The 17693-nt window shown below is 72.4% G+C and carries 13 protein-coding genes; 6 read left to right on the plus strand and 7 right to left on the minus strand.

Going from position 1 to position 17693, the window contains the following annotated elements:
- Positions 1-9: 9 nt before the first annotated feature.
- The 3 genes from ACYVGD_RS05015 to betT are packed head-to-tail and all read left to right on the plus strand — an operon-like array spanning position 10 to position 5269.
- The gene (locus tag ACYVGD_RS05015) at positions 10-1521 is read left to right on the plus strand and encodes an aldehyde dehydrogenase family protein (RefSeq protein WP_460741895.1); all 1512 of its coding nucleotides are present in this window, start codon (positions 10-12) and stop codon (positions 1519-1521) included.
- Entirely contained in the window at positions 1518-3272 is a 1755-nt protein-coding gene (gene betA / locus ACYVGD_RS05020) for a choline dehydrogenase (RefSeq protein ID WP_460741896.1), read from the plus strand. The genes ACYVGD_RS05015 and betA overlap by 4 nt, the downstream gene beginning before the upstream one ends.
- Positions 3269-5269: a choline BCCT transporter BetT gene (gene betT, locus ACYVGD_RS05025; RefSeq protein WP_460741897.1), complete on the plus strand. Its 2001-nt coding sequence runs from the start codon at positions 3269-3271 to the stop codon at positions 5267-5269. Before betA ends, betT begins: the two co-directional genes overlap by 4 nt.
- A gap of 72 nt (positions 5270-5341) precedes the next feature.
- Here the strand turns inward: betT and ACYVGD_RS05030 are convergent, their stop codons facing one another.
- Entirely contained in the window at positions 5342-7354 is a 2013-nt protein-coding gene (locus ACYVGD_RS05030) for a HelD family protein (protein ID WP_460741898.1), read from the minus strand.
- Between the two features lie 126 nt (positions 7355-7480).
- Between ACYVGD_RS05030 and ACYVGD_RS05035 the strand changes: the two genes are divergently transcribed.
- Positions 7481-8038, plus strand: coding sequence for an NUDIX hydrolase (locus ACYVGD_RS05035; protein ID WP_460741899.1), 558 nt, complete (start codon positions 7481-7483; stop codon positions 8036-8038).
- 13 nt (positions 8039-8051) lie between these two features.
- Here ACYVGD_RS05035 and ACYVGD_RS05040 read toward each other — a convergent pair whose 3' ends face one another.
- The 5 genes from ACYVGD_RS05040 to ACYVGD_RS05060 all read right to left on the minus strand — a co-directional run bounded on the left by ACYVGD_RS05040 (position 8052) and on the right by ACYVGD_RS05060 (position 14351).
- A complete protein-coding gene (locus tag ACYVGD_RS05040) occupies positions 8052-8726 on the minus strand; it encodes a hypothetical protein (RefSeq protein WP_460741900.1) in 675 nt (224 codons plus the stop codon).
- Positions 8723-10408, minus strand: a complete 1686-nt coding sequence (locus tag ACYVGD_RS05045; RefSeq protein ID WP_460741901.1) for a DNA repair helicase XPB — start codon at positions 10406-10408, stop codon at positions 8723-8725. The genes ACYVGD_RS05040 and ACYVGD_RS05045 overlap by 4 nt, the downstream gene beginning before the upstream one ends.
- Before the next feature lie 72 nt (positions 10409-10480).
- Complete coding sequence (locus tag ACYVGD_RS05050; RefSeq protein ID WP_460741902.1) at positions 10481-11269, minus strand: hypothetical protein; 789 nt, start codon at positions 11267-11269, stop codon at positions 10481-10483.
- Between the two features lie 41 nt (positions 11270-11310).
- Positions 11311-13446 carry a helicase-associated domain-containing protein gene (locus ACYVGD_RS05055; protein ID WP_460741903.1) on the minus strand — a complete coding sequence of 712 codons (2136 nt, stop codon included), beginning with the start codon at positions 13444-13446 and terminating at the stop codon, positions 11311-11313.
- Positions 13437-14351 (minus strand): hypothetical protein, encoded by a 915-nt coding sequence (locus ACYVGD_RS05060; RefSeq protein WP_460741904.1) that lies wholly within the window; start codon positions 14349-14351, stop codon positions 13437-13439. The genes ACYVGD_RS05055 and ACYVGD_RS05060 overlap by 10 nt, the downstream gene beginning before the upstream one ends.
- A gap of 23 nt (positions 14352-14374) precedes the next feature.
- Here ACYVGD_RS05060 and larE point away from each other — a divergent pair, with 23 nt between their 5' ends.
- Positions 14375-15214, plus strand: coding sequence for an ATP-dependent sacrificial sulfur transferase LarE (gene larE, locus ACYVGD_RS05065; protein WP_460741905.1), 840 nt, complete (start codon positions 14375-14377; stop codon positions 15212-15214).
- Positions 15215-15217: 3 nt separating this feature from the next.
- Here larE and ACYVGD_RS05070 read toward each other — a convergent pair whose 3' ends face one another.
- Complete coding sequence (locus tag ACYVGD_RS05070) at positions 15218-16558, minus strand: MFS transporter (RefSeq protein WP_460741906.1); 1341 nt, start codon at positions 16556-16558, stop codon at positions 15218-15220.
- Positions 16559-16716: 158 nt separating this feature from the next.
- Here ACYVGD_RS05070 and ACYVGD_RS05075 point away from each other — a divergent pair, with 158 nt between their 5' ends.
- The gene (locus ACYVGD_RS05075) at positions 16717-17583 is read left to right on the plus strand and encodes a LysR substrate-binding domain-containing protein (RefSeq protein WP_460741907.1); all 867 of its coding nucleotides are present in this window, start codon (positions 16717-16719) and stop codon (positions 17581-17583) included.
- Positions 17584-17693: the final 110 nt, after the last annotated feature.

Here is a 17693-nt window from a genome sequence, read left to right on the forward strand (position 1 = left end):
AGGAGAAGCATGACGGAGAACCACCTGTTCATCGACGGCCAGTGGTGTGCCGCGGAGTCCGGGAAGACCCGCGAGATCCGTTGCCCGGCCGACGGGACGCACGTGGTCTCGGTGCCCGAGGCCGGCCCCGAGGACACCTTGCGCGCCATCGCCGCCGCCCGTCGCGCCTTCGACGAGGGCCCTTGGCCGACCACCCCGACGCCCGAGCGCGCCGCGATCCTGACCAGGCTGGCCGACCGCCTCGAGGCGGAGACCGACGAGGTCGCCCGCCTGGAGTCCCAGGACACCGGCAAGCGCTTCATCGAGTCCCAGCTGGACATGGCCGACATCGTCTCGGTCTTCCGCCACTTCGCCGCCATCGTCCAGTCCGAGGCCGGTCGCGTCGTCGACACCGGAATCCCTGATGTGAGCTCGCGAGTCGTCACCGAGCCGGTCGGCGTGTGCGCGCTCATCACACCGTGGAACTACCCGCTGCTGCAGACGGCCTGGAAGGTCGCCCCGGCGCTCGCCGCCGGCAACACGTTCGTGCTCAAGCCGTCCGAGCTGACGCCCCAGACGGCGATCTGGCTCATGCGTACCCTCGACGAGCTCGGCCTGCCCAGGGGCGTCGCCAACCTCGTCCTGGGCGCCGGCGCGAGCGCCGGCGGTCCGCTCAGCGAGTCGCCTGACGTCGATCTCGTCTCGTTCACCGGGGGCCTCGTGACCGGACGCACGATCATGGCCAACGCCGCGGGCACCGTGAAGCGCGTCGCCCTCGAGCTCGGCGGCAAGAACCCCAACGTCGTCTTCGCCGACGCCGACCTCGACGCCGCCATCGACAACGCGCTCACGGCCGTGTTCCTCGACTCCGGCCAGGTCTGCTCCGCCGGCGCCCGCCTCGTCGTCGAGGAGGAGATCCACGACCAGGTCGTCGACGAGCTCGTACGCCGCGCCCGGGCCATCCGCCTCGGCGGCCCGTTCGACGACGACGCCGAGACCGGTCCGCTGATCAGCTCGGCCCACCGCGAGAAGGTGGAGGCGTACGTCGCCGCCGCGGTGGCCGAGGGGGCCGTGCTGCGCTGCGGTGGCGAGCGTGCCGGCGGCAAGCTGGCCGACGGCTTCTACTACCCGCCGACGATCCTCGACGGCTGCACCCAGGACATGGACTGCGTCCACGACGAGTCGTTCGGCCCGGTCCTGACGGTCGAGACCTTCTCGGGCGCCACGCGCGACGAGGCGGAGGACGCCGCCGTCGCCATCGCCAACGACACCATCTACGGCCTTGCCGGGGCCGTCTGGACCCAAGACGCGGGCCGCGCCGAGCGCGTCGCCAGCCGCCTGCGCCACGGCACGATCTGGATCAACGACTACCACCCCTATGTCCCACAGGCCGAGTGGGGCGGCATGAAGCAGTCGGGCTTCGGCCGCGAGCTCGGCCACGCGGGCCTGCAGGAATACCAGGAGACCAAGCACATCTGGCACAACACGCGTCCCGCGCCCGCCGGCTGGTTCTCCGACCCGAAGAACGAGGAGAACCGATGAAGAAGCGCTACGACTACGTGATCGTCGGCGGTGGGTCCGCCGGATCCGCGCTGGCCAACCGGCTCTCGTCCGACCCGTCCACCTCGGTGCTGGTGCTGGAGGCCGGTCGTGCGGACTTCCTGGTCGACCCGCTCATCCACATGCCCGCCGCGCTGATGTTCCCGTCGGGCAACCCGCTGTACGACTGGACGTACGAGTCCGACCCAGAGCCCTTCATGGGCGGTCGCCGCGTCAAGCACGCGCGCGGCAAGGTGTTGGGCGGCTCGTCGTCGATCAACGGCATGATCTTCCAGCGCGGCAACGCCGGCGACTACGAGAAGTGGGCGAACTTCGACGGCCTCGACCACTGGGACTACGCCCACTGCCTGCCCTACTTCAAGCGCATGGAGACCACGTACGCCGGCGCGGACGCCTGGCGCGGCGGCGCCGGCCCACTGCGCCTCGAGCGTGGCCCTGCCTCCAGCCCGCTGTTCCAGGCGTTCTTCGAGGCGACGGTCCAGGCCGGCTACCCACGTACCGACGACGTGAATGGCTACCGCCAGGAGGGCTTCGCGCCGTTCGACCGCAACGTCTACAGGGGCTCGCGCTGGAGCGCGAGCCGCGCGTACCTCCACCCGATCCGCAACCGCAAGAACCTCGACATCTCCACGCTGTCGCACGTCACCGGTCTGACCTGGCGCGACAACCGCGTCACCGGTGTCGACTACGTACGCCTGGGCCGCCAGCACAGCCACGTCGAGGCGGGCGAGGTCATCCTGTGCGGCGGCGCGTTCGCCTCGCCGCAGCTGCTGCAGCTGTCCGGTGTCGGCGACCCCGAGACGCTGCGCGCCGCGGGCGTCACCCCGCGCGTCGAGCTGCCCGGTGTCGGCGAGAACCTCCAGGACCACCTCGAGGTCTACCTGCAGCACCGCTGCATCCAGCCGGTGTCGATCGCGCCGTGGCTGAAGATGTGGAAGGCGCCCGTCATCGGCGCGCAGTGGCTGTTCCTCGGCCAGGGCGTCGGCATGTCCAACCACTTCGAGGGCGGCGGCTTCATCCGCACCAGCGACCGCGTCGCGTACCCGAACCTGATGTTCCACTTCCTGCCGATCGCGGTCCGCTACGACGGCACGGCCGCCGGCGGCGAGCACGGCTACCAGGTCCACGTCGGCCCGATGAACTCCGACGTACGCGGCCACGTGCGCATCAGAAGCGCCGACCCGATGGAGCGCCCGTCCATCCTTTTCAACTACCTGTCGACCGAGACCGACCGCCGCGAGTGGGTCGAGGTCATCCGCGCGGCCCGCGACATCCTGTCGCAGCCCGCGTTCGCCGCGTTCGACGGCGGTGAGATCTCGCCCGGGCCAGCCGTCGAGACCGACGAGCAGATCCTCGACTGGGTCGCCAAGGACGCCGAGACGGCCCTCCACCCGTCGTGCACGGCCAAGATGGGCACCGACGAGATGTCGGTCGTCGACCCGGCCACCATGCGCGTCCACCAGACCGAGGGCCTGCGCGTCGTCGACGCCTCGGTCTTCCCGACGATCACCAACGGCAACATCTACGCGCCCGTGATGATGGTCGCCGAGAAGGCCGCCGACCTCATCGCCGGCAACACGCCGCTGCCGGCCGAGCACCCGCCGGTCTACCGGGCGAACGCCGGCATGCCGATCTTCCCGCCCGGGGACGCCCGCAACCAGGCATGGGACGCGGTCGACCGCATCCCCACCGCCGAGGAGGCCATCGCCGGCCGGGCGGGAGGCGTGCGATGAGCGCCACCGCAGCACGCACCGCGCGCACGCCGGTGCGCTGGCCCGTCCTCGTCGTCGCCGGCCTGATCACGGCGCTCGTCGCCGGCTGGTGCCTGGCCTCGCCCGAGGGTGCGGCCGCCCTCCTCGGCAGCGCCGTGACGTGGACGTCGAACTGGTTCGGCTGGTTCTACATCCTGCTGGCCACGTCGATCCTCCTCTTCGTGATCTATCTGGGCCTGCGGTTTCACCGCGTACGCCTGGGCGCCGACTCCGACCGGCCGGAGTACAGCACGTTCTCGTGGGCGGCCATGCTGTTCGCCGCCGGCATCGGCACCGACCTGATGTTCTTCGCCGTCGCCGAGCCGGCCACGCAGTACCTCGCTCCGCCGCAGGGCCCGGGCGGCACGCTCGAGGCGGCACGTGAGTCGACGGTGTGGACGCTGTTCCACTACGGCATCACCGGCTGGGGCATGTACGCCCTCATGGGCATCGCGCTGGGCTACTTCGCCCACCGCAGACAGCTGCCGTTGGCCGTGCGCTCCGCGCTCTACCCGGTCTTCGGCAAGCGCGTCCAGGGCCCGCTGGGTGACGCCGTCGACATCGCCACCGTGCTCGGCACGATCTTCGGCGTGGCGACCTCGCTCGGCATCGGTGTCGTGATGCTCAACGTGGGCCTCGGCATCCTGGTGGGCGCCCCGCAGGGCCTCGCCGTCCAGTCGATCCTCGTCATCGTGGCCGTCACCGTCGCAACCATCTCGGCGACCACGGGCGTCGACCGCGGCATCCGCATCCTCTCCCAGCTCAACGTCGCGCTCGCGATCTTGCTGGCCGCCTGGGTGCTGGTGACCGGCGACACCGCGTTCCTGCTCCGCGCCATCGTGATGAACGTCGGCGACTTCGTCGCGATGTTCCCCGGTATGACGCTGGACGCAATGGCGTACGACTACCCGGCGAGCTGGATGGGGTCGTGGACGCTGTTCTTCTGGGCCTGGTGGATCGCCTGGGCGTCGTTCGTGGGCATGTTCCTCGCCCGGATCTCGAAGGGCCGCACGATCGGCCAGTTCGTCGTCGGGACACTGACGATCCCGTTCTCCTACATCGTCATGTGGGTGACGATCTTCGGCAACACCGCCGTCAAGCGCATCGTCGACGGTGACAAGGCGTTCGGCGAGCTGGCGATGAACTCGCCGCAGGACGGCTTCTTCACGCTCCTGCAGTCGGTGCCGCTGCCGATGGTCATCATCGCGCTCGCCACGTTCGTCGGCCTGCTGTTCTACGTGACGTCCGCCGACTCCGGCGCGCTGGTCATGGCCAACCTGACCTCGGTCCTCGACGACCCCGAGGTCGACGCCCGCGCGTCGCTGCGCATCCTGTGGGCCGTCGCCACCGGCGTGCTGACCATCGCGATGCTCGTCGTGGGTGGCGTGCCCGCGCTCCAGTCGGCGACGATCATCATGGGCCTGCCGTTCGCGGTAGTCATGGTCGTCGTCATGGTGGGCCTCTATCGGGCGCTCGAGGGCGAGCGCGCCCACGACGAGCTGACCCGCCGCTCGCTCACGGCCCAGATCGTGCGGGACACACCGACCTCGGGCGTGTCGTGGCGCAAGCGTCTTGCACGTACGTTCGGCACGGTCTCGGTACGCCAGGCCGAGCAGCGTCTCGACTCGGTCGTCATCCCCGCGCTGCGGGAGGTCGCCGAGGAGCTGGTCGACCGCGGCATCCCGGCGGTCGTACGCCAGCGCGAGGAGGCCACCGAGGCGCGCGTGGTCGCCCGGGCCGTGCTGGCCGTCGAGGGCGAGGAGGGCGACGAATTCCGCTATCCGGTGCAGGTGCGACAGCTGCCCGCCCCGGCGTACGGCGGCCGCATGATCGAGAGCGACGACGTGACGACCCAGCTCGAGGTCGCGATGCCCACGGGCCTGGTCTACGAGGTGTACGAGTACAGCGGCGAGCGGATCTGCCACGACGTGCTCGACCACTACGAGCGCCACGCCAAGGTGAAGTCCACCCCGCGCTGACCGTTCCCCACGCTTCCTGTCCCACCGCCCCCAATCCCAGTCCGTGGGCGAATGGGGCTACAGGATTGTGCGTCAGCGCAGCTCGTCGGGCAGCGGCCGGGCGTGCAGCACGACCAGCGAGGTCACCGCGCGGGTGAGGCACACGTACAGGCGGCGCAGGCCCGTGACGCGATCGGGCTCGCCGTCGACGATGCCCGCGGGCTCCAGCAGCACGACGTGGTCGAACTCGAGGCCCTTGGCCAGGCTCGCGGGCGCGACCTGGACGTGGGAGGTGAAGCCGTCGTCGGCCCCCAGCAGCTCGTAGGTGATGCCGGCGTCCTCGAGCCGCTCCCGCACCGCCGGGACCAGAGCGTCAGGCGTCACGACGCCGACGGTGCCCTCGGCCGCGGTGAAACCGCCGACGACGCCGGCGAGGGCGGCCAGCGGGTCCCCTGGTCGGAGGTCTAGCTCGCCACGCGAGCGGCGGATCGAGTGCGGGGGAGTGAGGCCGGGCGCGATCGCCGGGAGCAGTCGGGCGGCGTACTCGATGACGGCACCGGGTACGCGGAAGCCCGCCACGAGCTCCTCGACGTCGGCGTCGGGCTTGCCGAGGTGGGCGAGTGACTCGGCCCACGACGTCGTCGCCCACGGCGTGGTGGCTTGGGCGAGGTCGCCGAGCAGCGTCACCGAGCCGGTCGCCACCCGCCGTCCCACCGCGCGCAGCTGCATGGGGGACAGGTCCTGGGCCTCATCGAGGATGACGTGGCCGACGGAGCCGGTGCGGGCCAGCACGTCGGCGGCCTCGTCGACCAGCACGACGTCGGCGGCGGACCACCTCGCGGCGCGCAGGGACCGGGGCGCCTTCGCCCACCGCAGCCGCCCCTGCTCCGCCTCGTCCAGCACGCCCTCGGCGCAGGCGGCGAGCAGCTCGGCATCGGTCAGCAGCCGCAGCACCAGCTTCGCCGGGTCGACCGCCGGCCACACTGTGTCGACGTACGCCTTCATGGCCCGCGTACGCGCCACCGCCGATTGGACGCGGTCGTCGGGGGAGTCGCCCACCGCCTCCATCTTCAGCAGCACCTCGTGGGCCAGGCGCTGCGCGAGCATTTCGCGCCCCGCGGTGTAGCGGACGCCACGGGCACGGATGGCCGCCACGACCTCCTCGACGACGTACGCGGGCACGCGCCACTGGTGTGCGCCGCGGGGCACGACCAGGGTCTCGGTGGGCCGCTGGAGGTGCGACCAGACGGCGGTGCGGATCACGTCGGCCATGCGGGCGCCGCCCTTCAGCACCGCGACGTCTGCCTCGTCGGCACCCCTCACCTCCAGTCCGGTCGCGTGCGAGACGAGCGAGTCGACGGTCTCGGAGCGGGCGTCGATCTCGCCCAGTGCGGGCAGCACGTCGCCGATGTAGCCGAGAAACGCGTCGTTCGGGCCGACGACGAGCACGCCGGAGCGGGACAGCTGGTTGCGGAACGCATACAGCAGGAACGCCGCGCGGTGCAGGCCGACGGCCGTCTTGCCGGTGCCCGGAGCGCCCTGGATGCACACCGAGCGGTCGAGGTCGGCGCGCACGAGCACGTCCTGCTCGGGTTGAATGGTGGCGACGATGTCGCGCATCGGGCCGGTGCGCGGTCGCTCGATCTCGTCGTCGAGGATCCGTGAGTGGGTGTCGGTCGTCGGGTCCGAGAGCACCTCGTCCTCGTACGCGGTCAGCTCGCCGTGGTCGAAACCGAACCGGCGGCGCCGGCGTACGCGCATCGGGTCACCCGGGCGTGCCCGGTAGAAGGGCAGCGCCATGCCGGCGCGCCAGTCGATGACCAGCGGCTCGCCGCCGGCCTCGCCGACGACGTGGCGGCGGCCCACGTAGAGCCGCTCGTCGTGGTCGGCGCCGAGGGCGGTGTCGTAGTCGAGGCGGCCGAAGAACAGCGGCACCGTCGGGTCGTCCTCCAGCGATCGGCGCCGGCGCCACAGCGCCTCGGCGATGGCCTCGGTCGACACGCGGTCGCCGCCGTCGGCGCGCAGGCGCGACGCCGCCTCGCGCATACGACGCAGCGCCGCGCGGGACGCAGCGAGATGGGCACGTTCGTGGTCGAGATCGGTCATGGCCGGCCTTCGTCCGTTCGGCACGTGGCAGCGTGCCGAGGCCGACCTGTGGCCGGCGGGAGGGGACAGGGAGACGGAGAACCTAGCGCCGCCGGCGTACCGTTGTCCACTCGCTAGGCTCGGGACGTGACCGAGGAACCATTCCGCTCCCGCAAGTACGTGCCGCTGCCGCCCGCCGAGCGGCCCCACAAGACCCGCACGGCCGTACGCCTGGTTGTGCTCGCCGGTGACGAGGTCCTGCTGTTCGCCGACTCCGACCCCGGTCTGCCCGAGCAGGCCTGGTGGGTGACGCCCGGCGGTGGCATCGACCCGGGCGAGACCCCTGCGCAGGCGGCCGTCCGGGAGCTGCAGGAGGAGACGGGGCTCGTCATCGAAGAGGACAGGCTCGTTGGTCCGGTCTCGCGCCGCGTTGCCGTCCACGGCTACTCCGACCAGGTGCTCGAGCAGGCGGAGGACTTCTACGTCGTCCGATGCGAGCTGTTCGAGGTCGACGAGTCGGGCCACACCGAGGACGAGCAGCTGACCTTACGGGGCTGGCGCTGGTGGACTCTTGAGGAGCTCCGCACCACCGACGAGTGGATCTGGCCGAGCTATCTGTCCGAGCTGGTCTCACTCGCCGACCACCCGGATCGCTGGGTCGTCGACAAGGGGCGCGAGACCCACGAGTCGACCCTGGCGGTCTGATCGGGGAACAGGCTCAGGGCTTGGGCAGGTCGACGATCACGATCGTGTTCATGCCCTCGTCGGCGATCGTGAACAGCGTCTGACCCGGCGGGACCTCCATCGAGATCCAGCCCGTCACCGGCGGCGTGCCGGGCTTGAGCTCGGTGTCGGGCAGCGGTTCCTTGCCCGAGCCGATGCCTGACAGGTATTCCTTCTTCGCCAGGTCGTACGCGGCGTACAGGTTCTTGTTGATCTGGATGACGCCCTCGGAGCAGTCGTAGCGCAGCTCGACGTTCAGGTAGTTCCTGCCCTGACCGGGCGGGAGGTCGCCCTTGTCGGACCACTCGTACTTGGTCACCATGACGGTGCCCTTGCCGTACAGTCCTTCGATGGGGACGCGCTGGCCGACCTTCGCCTCGACGACGGGGGCGGGCGTGCCCGCACGGGGGGTGAGGACCGGCGTGGGGGTGGAGTCGGGGCCCTGCAGCTGTTCCGGCGCACCGCCCGACAGCCGCCACATGAGCAGGCCGATGAGCACGCCCAGCACGAGGACGCCGGCGCCCGCGACGGCGACGATGGAGGGTACGCGGGAGCGTGCGGCGGCTCGCTGGGGGGCGGCCTCCGGCACGGGATCCGGGTTCTCGCGGCCGAAGTCGTCGGTGGTCGGGTCGACGCCGAGGTCGTGCTCGGGGTGGGGCTGGTCGGTCACGACGCCGATCCTAGGTCACCCGTGCCGATGTCCTCGGCGTCGATGATGCGGTACGCGTAGCCCTGCTCGGCCAGGAAGCGCTGGCGGTGCTGGGCGAAGTCGGCGTCGGAGGTGTCGCGGGCGACTACGGCGTAGAAGCGTGCGGTCTTGTCGTCCTGCGGGCGCAGGAGGCGGCCGAGGCGCTGGGCCTCCTCCTGGCGTGAGCCGAAGGCCCCCGACACCTGGATGGCGACCTGTGCCGACGGCAGGTCGACCGAGAAGTTCGCGACCTTCGACACGACCAGCAGGTCGATCTCTCCGGTGCGGAACTGGTCGTAGAGCTTCTCGCGCTGCCTGTTGGTCGTGGCACCCGTGATCAGGGGCGCGTCGAGGCGTTCGGCGAGCTCCTCGAGCTGGTCGACGTACTGGCCGATGACCAGCCGCGGCACGCCCTCGTGGAGCCGGACGAGCCGTTCGGTCACGTCGGTCTTCGACCCGGCGGTCGCCGCCAGGCGGTATTTCACGTCGGTGTCGCCCGTCGCGTACGCGAGCCGCTCGCCCTCGGTGAGGGTGACGCGCACCTCGACGCAGTCGGCGGGGGCGATGTAGCCCTGGGTCTCGATGTCCTTCCACGGCGCGTCGAACCGCTTGGGCCCGATGAGGGAGAACACGTCGCCCTCGCGGCCGTCCTCGCGGACGAGCGTCGCGGTCAGCCCGAGGCGGCGGCGCGCCTGAAGGTCGGCCGTGCGGCGGAACACAGGTGCGGGCAGCAGGTGGACCTCGTCGTAGATCACCAGGCCCCAGTCGCGGGCGTCGAACAGCTCCAGGTGGGGGTGTACGCCGCCGCGCTTGGTGGTCACGACCTGGTAGGTGGCGATCGTGACCGGACGGATCTCCTTGCGCGTGCCCGAGTATTCCCCGATCTCGTCGGGCGTCAGTGACGTGCGCCGCAGCAGCTCGTCGCGCCACTGGCGCGCGGACACGGTGTTGGTGACCAGGATCAGGGTGGTGGCCCGGGCGAGCGCCATGGCTGCCGCGCCGACGATGGTCTTGCCCGCGCCGCAGGGCAGCACGACGACGCCCGATCCGCCGTGCCAGAAGGACTCGGCGGCCTGCTTCTGGTAGGGACGCAGCTCCCACGGCTTGCCGCCGGCGTGGGCGGACGTGTCGAGCTCGATGGCGTGGGCCTCACCATCGACATGGCCGGCGAGGTCCTCGGCCGGCCAGCCGAGCTTCAGCAGCACCTGCTTGAGGTGGCCGCGCTCGCTGGGGTGGACGACCACGGTGTCGGCATCGATCTTCTCGCCGAGCAGGCCCTTGACCTTCGCGGAGCGGGTCACCTCGGCGAGCACGGGGGCTTCGGTCGAGACCAGCACCAGGCCGTGGGTCGGGTGCTTCTCGAGCCGCAGCCGGCCGTAGCGGTCCATCGTCTCGGCGACGTCGACCAGCAGCGATCCGGGCACGGGGTAGCGGGAGTAGGTCATCAGTGCGTCGACGACCTGCTCGGCGTCGTGGCCGGCGGCGCGCGCGTTCCACAGGCCCAGCGGCGTCAGCCGGTAGGTGTGGATGTGCTCCGGTGCGCGCTCGAGCTCGGCGAACGGGGCGATGGCGATGCGGCAGGCGTCGGCGTCGGGGTGGTCGACCTCGAGCAGGAGCGTGCGATCGGACTGGACGACGAGGGGGCCATTCATGCTACGGCTCATTCTAGTAGGTCGCCGTCGGTCGCCCACCGGCGGAGCCGGACGGGAGGAACATCCGGCGGGCGGTGACGCCCGTCACGGCTGGGTCAGGGCCACCTGGAGCTGGGGGCCGCCCATCGGCCCGTTGTAGCGGACCGAAGCCGTCCCGGGCGCGGACTCGGCGCCGAAGCTGTCGCGTCCGACGACGGTGATGGTGATCGGACCCTCGGTGGTGGGGCAGGCGACCTCGTGGCTGAGGCCTGCGGTCGAATAGCTCAGGCCCAGGCCGGAGGCGGTGATGGAGTAGTCCTGCGCTCCGCTGACCGCGGTCCAGGTGACGAGGAAGCTGACTCGCTCGGTGTTGCACACGTCGTTGACGTCCTCGGTGCTCACCACGGGCGCCGTGCGCATGTCGATGCCGGTCGGCGTCGGGGTCGGCGTGGGGGTTGGGCTCGGCTCCGCGGCGGTGGTGATCGGTGTGGGCGGCACGTCCTGCGGGGCGGGCGCCGGGGTCTGGCCGGGCGCGGGCTCGACCGGTGCGGGCCGGTCCGTGGAGGGCAGCGGCTCGCCGGGGGACGAGGCCGCCGGCGTCGACGACGACGCGGGATGCGTCCACGTCGCCGTCGGCCGCTGCGTCGGGCGCGTGGTGCTCGAGGTCGGCGTGGGCGTGGGCTCGGGGGTGACCGTGGGCTCGGGACTCGGCGGGACCACGACCACGCGCGGCGTCGGGGAGGCGGGCCTGCGGGCGGCCGTGAACGGTCCGGCCGGCACACCGTCCGCCAGCGGGGTCGGAGGTGCCTGGTGGGACGGCGACCAGAAGAAGATGCCCAGCGCTGTGCACACGGCAAGGCCGACAGGGAGTCGACGGATCCACCGGGTGCGCATGCGGATCAGGGTACCTGAGCGCATGTGATGCACGGCACCTTTCAGGTCGCGTCGCGCACGTCGCTCACGCGTGACAGGGGCAGGGTGAGAGCACCCTCATCAAACGTGAGCCGGACCATGCCCGCAGCGACGTGGACGGGCATCATGGTGCGCGTCTCCCGCATGCCGGTGGAGTCGACGTACGCGACCTCGACGGCCCGCCCCTCGTCGCACGCGGCACGCAGCCGCTCCAGCACCGACGACGTCGTCAGGGCCCGGTCGGCGGCAGCCTTGGCGCGCTCGAGCAGCGTCGCCGCCACCTGCTCGGGGGTGGCGACCGGGCGGGGCGTCTCGGCCCCCCGCGCCGGGGTGCGGGCCGGTGCGGGCGCGTGGACGACCCCGCCGGTCGCGTCCTCGGCGGCCGGGGCGAGCCCGAGCGTGCGCAGGACCTCCACCACCTCGTCGGGATCGGCGTCGGCGACGAGCGCCCCGATCCCGACCTGGCGCAGCCCCAGCTCGCCGGCGCGGGGGTGCGCAAGGATCGTCGGCACCTGGGCCGGGTCCTCCACCCGCACGTACGCGGCGGCGCGGCCCACCCGGATGGCACCGTGGACGCGGGCGACGTCTCCGATGAGGTAGGACAGCGGCTGCGGCACCCCGGTGGTGGAGTGATCGGTGATCCACCGCTCGATGGCCTCGGCGTCCCAGCCGGCGTCGAAGCCGCGGCGTACCGACGCGGAGGTGAAGCGGAACACCCCGGCGCCGCCGCGGGACTCCTGGTCGGCGAGCAGCCTCAGCACTCGTGCGACCGAGTGGTCCAGCGGCCCCTGCGCGACGGCCGTCAGGTCGGCCTGCACGACGAAGGTCTCGACGGTGCTCGGCAGCAGGTCCGCGACCGCGACGGGCAGCTCCTCGTCGTGCAGCACCGTGACCAGCGCGCTGACGTGGTCGAGCGCCACGACGCCGAGCAGCGCGAGCTCGGTGCGCACGTCGGCGACCAGCTCGTCGGGGGAGATGTGACGGGCCAGCCCGGGTCGCGCGTACGCCACCTGCTCGGCCCACGGCCCGGGGTCGGGGCGCAGACCGGCGCGCAGGGGAGCGATGGCCGCGGCGCGGGCCTCGGCCGCCCAGCCGACCGACGCCTGCTCGCCCAGCGCGTGCGTGCCGAGCGCGTGGCTGGGCCAGCGCAGCGCGTCGCGCCAGGCGAGCGCCAGTGTCGACCACCGCTCGGCGATGGTCCGGTCGAGCCACGCCTCGTAGGCCGTGGTCGCGGTCACGCGGCCTCCGGAGGTGGCGACCAGCCCGGCCGCGTGCGCCAGCTCCACGACGTGGACCGTCCGCTCGGCGGCCAGACCGAGGCGTCGCCCCAGCGACGCGGTCTCGCGCGTGCCGAGACCGCCGGAGCGGAGCAGGGCCGGCTGGGTGGTCCCGAGGTCGTCGCCGACGACCTCGACGTCATGGACCAGCTCGTACGCCGCCCCGACGCCGGCGTGGTCGACGAGGCGGGCGGTGCGGGTGCCGTTTGGCAGCGGGGCCGGGTCGACCAGCGGTGTACGCAGGAACCGGCCGCGGGAGCGCAGCGCCACCTCGCGGGGCAGCACCACGGTGTCGGGGCCACCGACGCGCAGCAGGCCCGCGGCGAGCAGCCGCTCGACGGGGGAGCGCTCGCCCTCCGGCGGAAGGGGGCGGTCGGCGTTGCGCAGCGCACCGGCCGGCGGTCCCCACTCGAGCCGGGTGACGACGGCGCGGGTGGAGTCGTCGAGTGCGGCGAGGCGGCCGTCGACGTCTGCGGGGGTGAGCGGGGTGGCCCCGGGAGTGGCGAGGCCACCGGGGTACGGGCCGAAGGCCGTCCGCACCGCCCTCAGGAGGTGGATGCCGTCGTCGTCACCCCACAGAAGGGCACGTCGACGCAGTCCGTCGACGAGGTCGGCGGCACGGGAGGCGGGCACCTCGAGGAGGTCGGCCACCTCCGCGGTGGTGGCGGGGTCGCCGAGCGCCGCCAGCGCCTCGGCGGCGGCCAGGTGGGCCCGGTCGAGCCGGTCGAGGGCGCGGCGCGCCGACGACTCGGTGGCCGCGCGGGACGCGAGGTCGGTGAGGTCGTGGGGGACCGGCGTACGCAGGTCGGGCCGCAGCGTGAGCAGCTCGAGGAGGGCCGGCCGGTCGAGGGCGGAGACTGCCGACGCGAACGTCAGGCCCATCGTTCCGGCTGCTCCCCGGCGGCCAGGCTGGTCGCGACGATGACGCCGACGGTGCCCAGCGTCAGCCAGCACACGCCGAGGGACACCTTGCCGAGGACGTCCCAGGCGGTGAGCAGCTCGCCACCGGTCATGACCAGGCCGAGGACACCGGTCACGCCGAGCATGCCCATGCCCACGAGGAACATGTTGCGCACCCACTCGGAGCGCTGGCGAACCCCCCAGCCCGACCAGGCCGCGACGGCGAACAGGAACGGCGACACGGGGAACAGGATCCCGCCGAACAGCAGGGCGGCGACCGTGATGGGTCGCATGGCCGACCACCAGCTCGCCAGCGTGAGCATGACGGGCTGGGGCGGCGCCCACACCATCTCACCCGGAGGGGTGACGCCCACCGCGGGCCACCCCTGTGGGGGAGGGGCGCCGAACGGCGCGGAGGCCGAGCCGGGGACCTCCCAGCCGGGCTCGCGGCGGCGGCCACCGGTGAGGGTGATCGGCGCGTGCGGGTCGGCCTGCGGCGGGCCCGTCACCGCATCGGGGTGGGGCATCTCGAAGGATGGGTCGGGTGCCGGCGCGGCGGCGACCACCGGTGCCCCGGTCGGCGGGCTCCACACCTGCTGCGGCGCGTGGTGGGTGGCCACGGCGCCCCAGGCGGAGTCGGGCTCGGTGAGCGTGCTCGACGCCACCTCGAACTCCTGATGGGGGTCACGCGGGTCGTCGCCGCGGGGGGCTAGCGACTCCAGCGGCGGCGCCGGACGATCCTGGCGGAAGACCGGGAGCGCCCTCGGCGCGTCGGCCGAGGGTCGCGGGCGCGGTGGGGCCACGTCGAGCGGTGGGGCCGCGGGGGAGCGGAACGCGTCCGGCCGCTGCGCCGGCGCGTACTCCGGTCCGTCCTCCCAGGTAGCCATGCGCTCCATCTTAGGCTGGGTACATGGCCACCCACGATCCGACCGACGAGCTCGCCCCCGGCGTACCCGCGCTCATGGAGCGGCTTGCCGCGCTGCCCGGGCTCGTGGTCACGTTCTCCGGTGGCGCCGACTCGGCCTTCCTGGTGGCGGCCGCGGCGCGCGCGCTCGGCCCCGACCGGGTGCTCGCGGTGACGGCCCACTCCGACTCGATGCCCCGCTCCGAGCGCGACCCGGCAGCGGCGTATGCGGCCTCGCTCGGCGTCACCCACCGCGTCGTCGAGACCCGCGAGATGGACCGCGAGGGCTATCGGGCGAACGCGGGCGACCGCTGCTACTTCTGCAAGGCCGAGCTCGTCGAGCGGGTCCTGCCCGTGGGGGAGGGCTTGGGGTGGCCGGTCGCCACCGGGACGAACGCCGACGACGTCGTCGCAGGGTTCCGGCCCGGCATCCGCGCCGCCGCCGAGCGCGGGGCCATCACCCCGTTGGCCGACGCCGGCATCGACAAGGCCACCGTCCGCGAGCAGTCCCGCCGATGGGCGCTCCCCACGTGGGACAAGCCTGCCGCCGCCTGTCTGAGCTCGCGCGTCGCGTACGGCCTGCGGATCACCCCGGCGCGGCTGGCCCGTGTCGAGCGCGCCGAGAACGGCGTACGCTCCGCCCTGCCGGACGCTTTGCGGGACCTGCGCGTACGCGACCTCGGCGACGGGCGCGCCCGCGTGGAGGTCGATCGCCCCACCCTGGACGCCCTGGGCGAGGCGCCCCGCGCCGCCGCTGCCGCGAAGGTCACCGAAGCCGGGTTCGACGTCGTCGAGTGGGCGCCGTTCCGGTCGGGCTCGATGAACGACGCCCTGCGCGGGGTGTGAGCCTCAGCGCTGGACGATCGTCGGCACCAGCCCGCGGCGAAACGACAGCGTCAGGTGGGACTGATAGGCCATGCCCAGGGCGCACAGCCCGCCGAGCGTGGTGATCGCGGCACCGCACAGCATCATGCCGAGGCGGGCGCCGTACGCGTCGACGACCGAGCCGATCAGCAGTCCGCCGATCGTCTGGCCACCGAGCAGGACCAGCACGTAGACGCTCATGACGCGCCCGCGCACGTGGGTGGGGGCGGCCATCTGGACCGTCGAGTTCGCCGACAGCTGGAACGTCATCATGAGCACGCCGACGACCGCGAGGCCCGCGACGAACAGGCCCTGGCCCGGGGCGCGGGAGACGAGCATGAGCAGCACGCCGAAGACGCCCATCACCGCGGTCAGGCGGCGCAGGCGCATCGTGGTGGTGCGCTGGGCGCCGATGAGCGCGCCGGCGACGCAGCCCAGCGCGACGAGCGCGTTGAACGTCGAATAGCCGGACACGCCCGTCCCGAACTCGCGCTGGGAGAACGCGGTGAGGAGCACGGCGAGGTTGGTCCCGAAGACGCCCATGACGGCCACGAGCGTGATCGACCAGGCGATCTCGCTGCGGTGTACGACGTGGCGCAGGCCCTCCACGAGGGCGGCGACCTGGCTCTGCGGCTCGGCCTCGCGGCGGTCCGACTCCAGCGGGGCTCCCGTGCGCATCAGCGCGCAGGCCGCGATGACCGTGAGGCAGCCGAGGACGTTGATGGCGAAGCACCAGCTCAGCCCCAGGGTGTGGATGACACCGCCGGCGACGAGGGGTCCGGCGAGGCCGGCCGACTGGAAGGCGGTGGAGTTGAGGCCCAGCGCGCTGCGCAGGCGGGACAGGCCGACGAGGCTGGTGACGAGCTGCATGCGGGCGGGCTGCTCGACGACCGACGTGAGGCCGATCCCCAGCGCGAGGCCGTAGCAGGCCCACATCGTGACCCGGTCGGTCGCGACGAGCACGGCCAGCACCCCGGCGAGGACCGCGCACACCGTCTGGCTGATCGCCAGCAGGCGGCGGGCGTCGAACCGGTCGACCAGCACGCCGCCGTAGAGGCCGAGGGCGAGGACGGGGGCGAACTGGAGCGCGACGGCCACGCCGACGGCCGATGCCGAGCCGGTCAGCTCGAGGACGAGCCAGTCCTGGGCGATGCGCTGGATCCAGAAGCCGAGGCTGCCGAGGAACAGGGCGCCGAAGTAGGTGCGGTAGTGCCGGACCGTGAGGGCCACGAGACCGGTGGGCAGGCCGCGGTTGCGGGTGCTGCGGGTGCTGCGGGACTTGCGGGACGTGCGGGGAAGAAGTACTGCGGGGCTGCCGGAGGGCATGACGAACTGATCACCGTTTCAGGTGTGGGTATGGATGGGGGAGTGGCCGAGAGGCCTGGCGGCGCTGCGTGGAACAACTCTAAGCAAAGGTTTATATTCCTCAACCTCATGGCGCCTATATATTCAATAAGGAGTCCTTATGAGCGGGGAGGGTGGTCGTGGAGGCGTTCTTCGAGCCCCGGCTGTTGCGTACCTTCCTCGCCGTCGCCGACAGCCTGAGCTTCACCCGCGCCGCCGACGAGCTCGGCATCACCCAGCCCGCCGTCTCCCAGCACGTACGCCGCCTCGAGGCCGCCGCCGGACGCCAGCTCCTCATCCGCGACACCCGGTCGGTCACCCTCACCGACAACGGCGAGGCCATGCGCGGCTTCGCCCGCCAGATCATCGCCGCCCACGACGAGGCCCAGGCCTACTTCTCCGGCAAGGCCATGCGCGGCCGCCTCCGCTTCGGCGCCGCCGACGAGTTCGCGCTCTCCGAGCTGCCCCGCATCCTCCGCGACTTCCGCGTCCTCTACCCCGGCATCAACCTCGAGCTCACCGTCACCCAGTCCGGCGTCCTCCAGCGCCGCCTCCAGTCCAACCACCTCGACCTGATCTTCATCAACCAGCCACCCGACACCGACGTCGGGCGCCTCGTACGCCGCGACCAGCTCGTCTGGGTCGGGCTCGAGTCCACCGCTCTCGACCCCGCCCAACCCGTGCCGCTGGTCACCTACCACGCACCGTCGTTCTCCCGGTCCGCCGCCATCGACGCCCTCGGCACCGCCGAACGCACCTGGCGCATCACCTGCAACACCCGCGAGATCAACGGCATCCTCGCCGCCGTCCGCGCCGGCCTCGGCATCTGCGTGCTGTCCAAGTCCCGCGTACCCTCCGACCTCCGCATCCTCTCGGGCCGCTTCGAGCTCCCCGAGCTCTGCGACGTCGAGATGGCCCTGCAGGCCAACCCCCGCGCCGCCCGCGAACCCGTCGAGGCGCTCACCCGCGCCATCATGAACCTCCCCCTCACCGCCATCCGACGCTGACCACACGTACGCACCACCCCGCCCCACGGAAAGAAGGAGGTGGCGACCGCCAACCGGCGCTAGGATCGGGGGACCCGTGAACCACGCGGGAACATCACGCATGCACGCCA

The sequence above is a fragment of the Mariniluteicoccus endophyticus genome (assembly GCF_054780035.1).

Bases quoted from the DNA above. Each gene is read 5' to 3' on its own strand.
- ACYVGD_RS05045 (WP_460741901.1), bottom strand. From the start codon at position 10,408: ATGAGCCGTAGCATGAATGGCCCCCTCGTCGTCCAGTCCGATCGCACG.
- ACYVGD_RS05030 (WP_460741898.1), bottom strand. From the start codon at position 7,354: ATGACCGATCTCGACCACGAACGTGCCCATCTCGCTGCGTCCCGCGCG.
- betT (WP_460741897.1), top strand. From the start codon at position 3,269: ATGAGCGCCACCGCAGCACGCACCGCGCGCACGCCGGTGCGCTGGCCC.
- ACYVGD_RS05055 (WP_460741903.1), bottom strand. From the start codon at position 13,446: ATGGGCCTGACGTTCGCGTCGGCAGTCTCCGCCCTCGACCGGCCGGCC.
- larE (WP_460741905.1), top strand. From the start codon at position 14,375: ATGGCCACCCACGATCCGACCGACGAGCTCGCCCCCGGCGTACCCGCG.
- ACYVGD_RS05050 (WP_460741902.1), bottom strand. From the start codon at position 11,269: ATGCGCACCCGGTGGATCCGTCGACTCCCTGTCGGCCTTGCCGTGTGC.
- ACYVGD_RS05015 (WP_460741895.1), top strand. From the start codon at position 10: ATGACGGAGAACCACCTGTTCATCGACGGCCAGTGGTGTGCCGCGGAG.
- ACYVGD_RS05070 (WP_460741906.1), bottom strand. From the start codon at position 16,558: ATGCCCTCCGGCAGCCCCGCAGTACTTCTTCCCCGCACGTCCCGCAAG.
- betA (WP_460741896.1), top strand. From the start codon at position 1,518: ATGAAGAAGCGCTACGACTACGTGATCGTCGGCGGTGGGTCCGCCGGA.
- ACYVGD_RS05060 (WP_460741904.1), bottom strand. From the start codon at position 14,351: ATGGCTACCTGGGAGGACGGACCGGAGTACGCGCCGGCGCAGCGGCCG.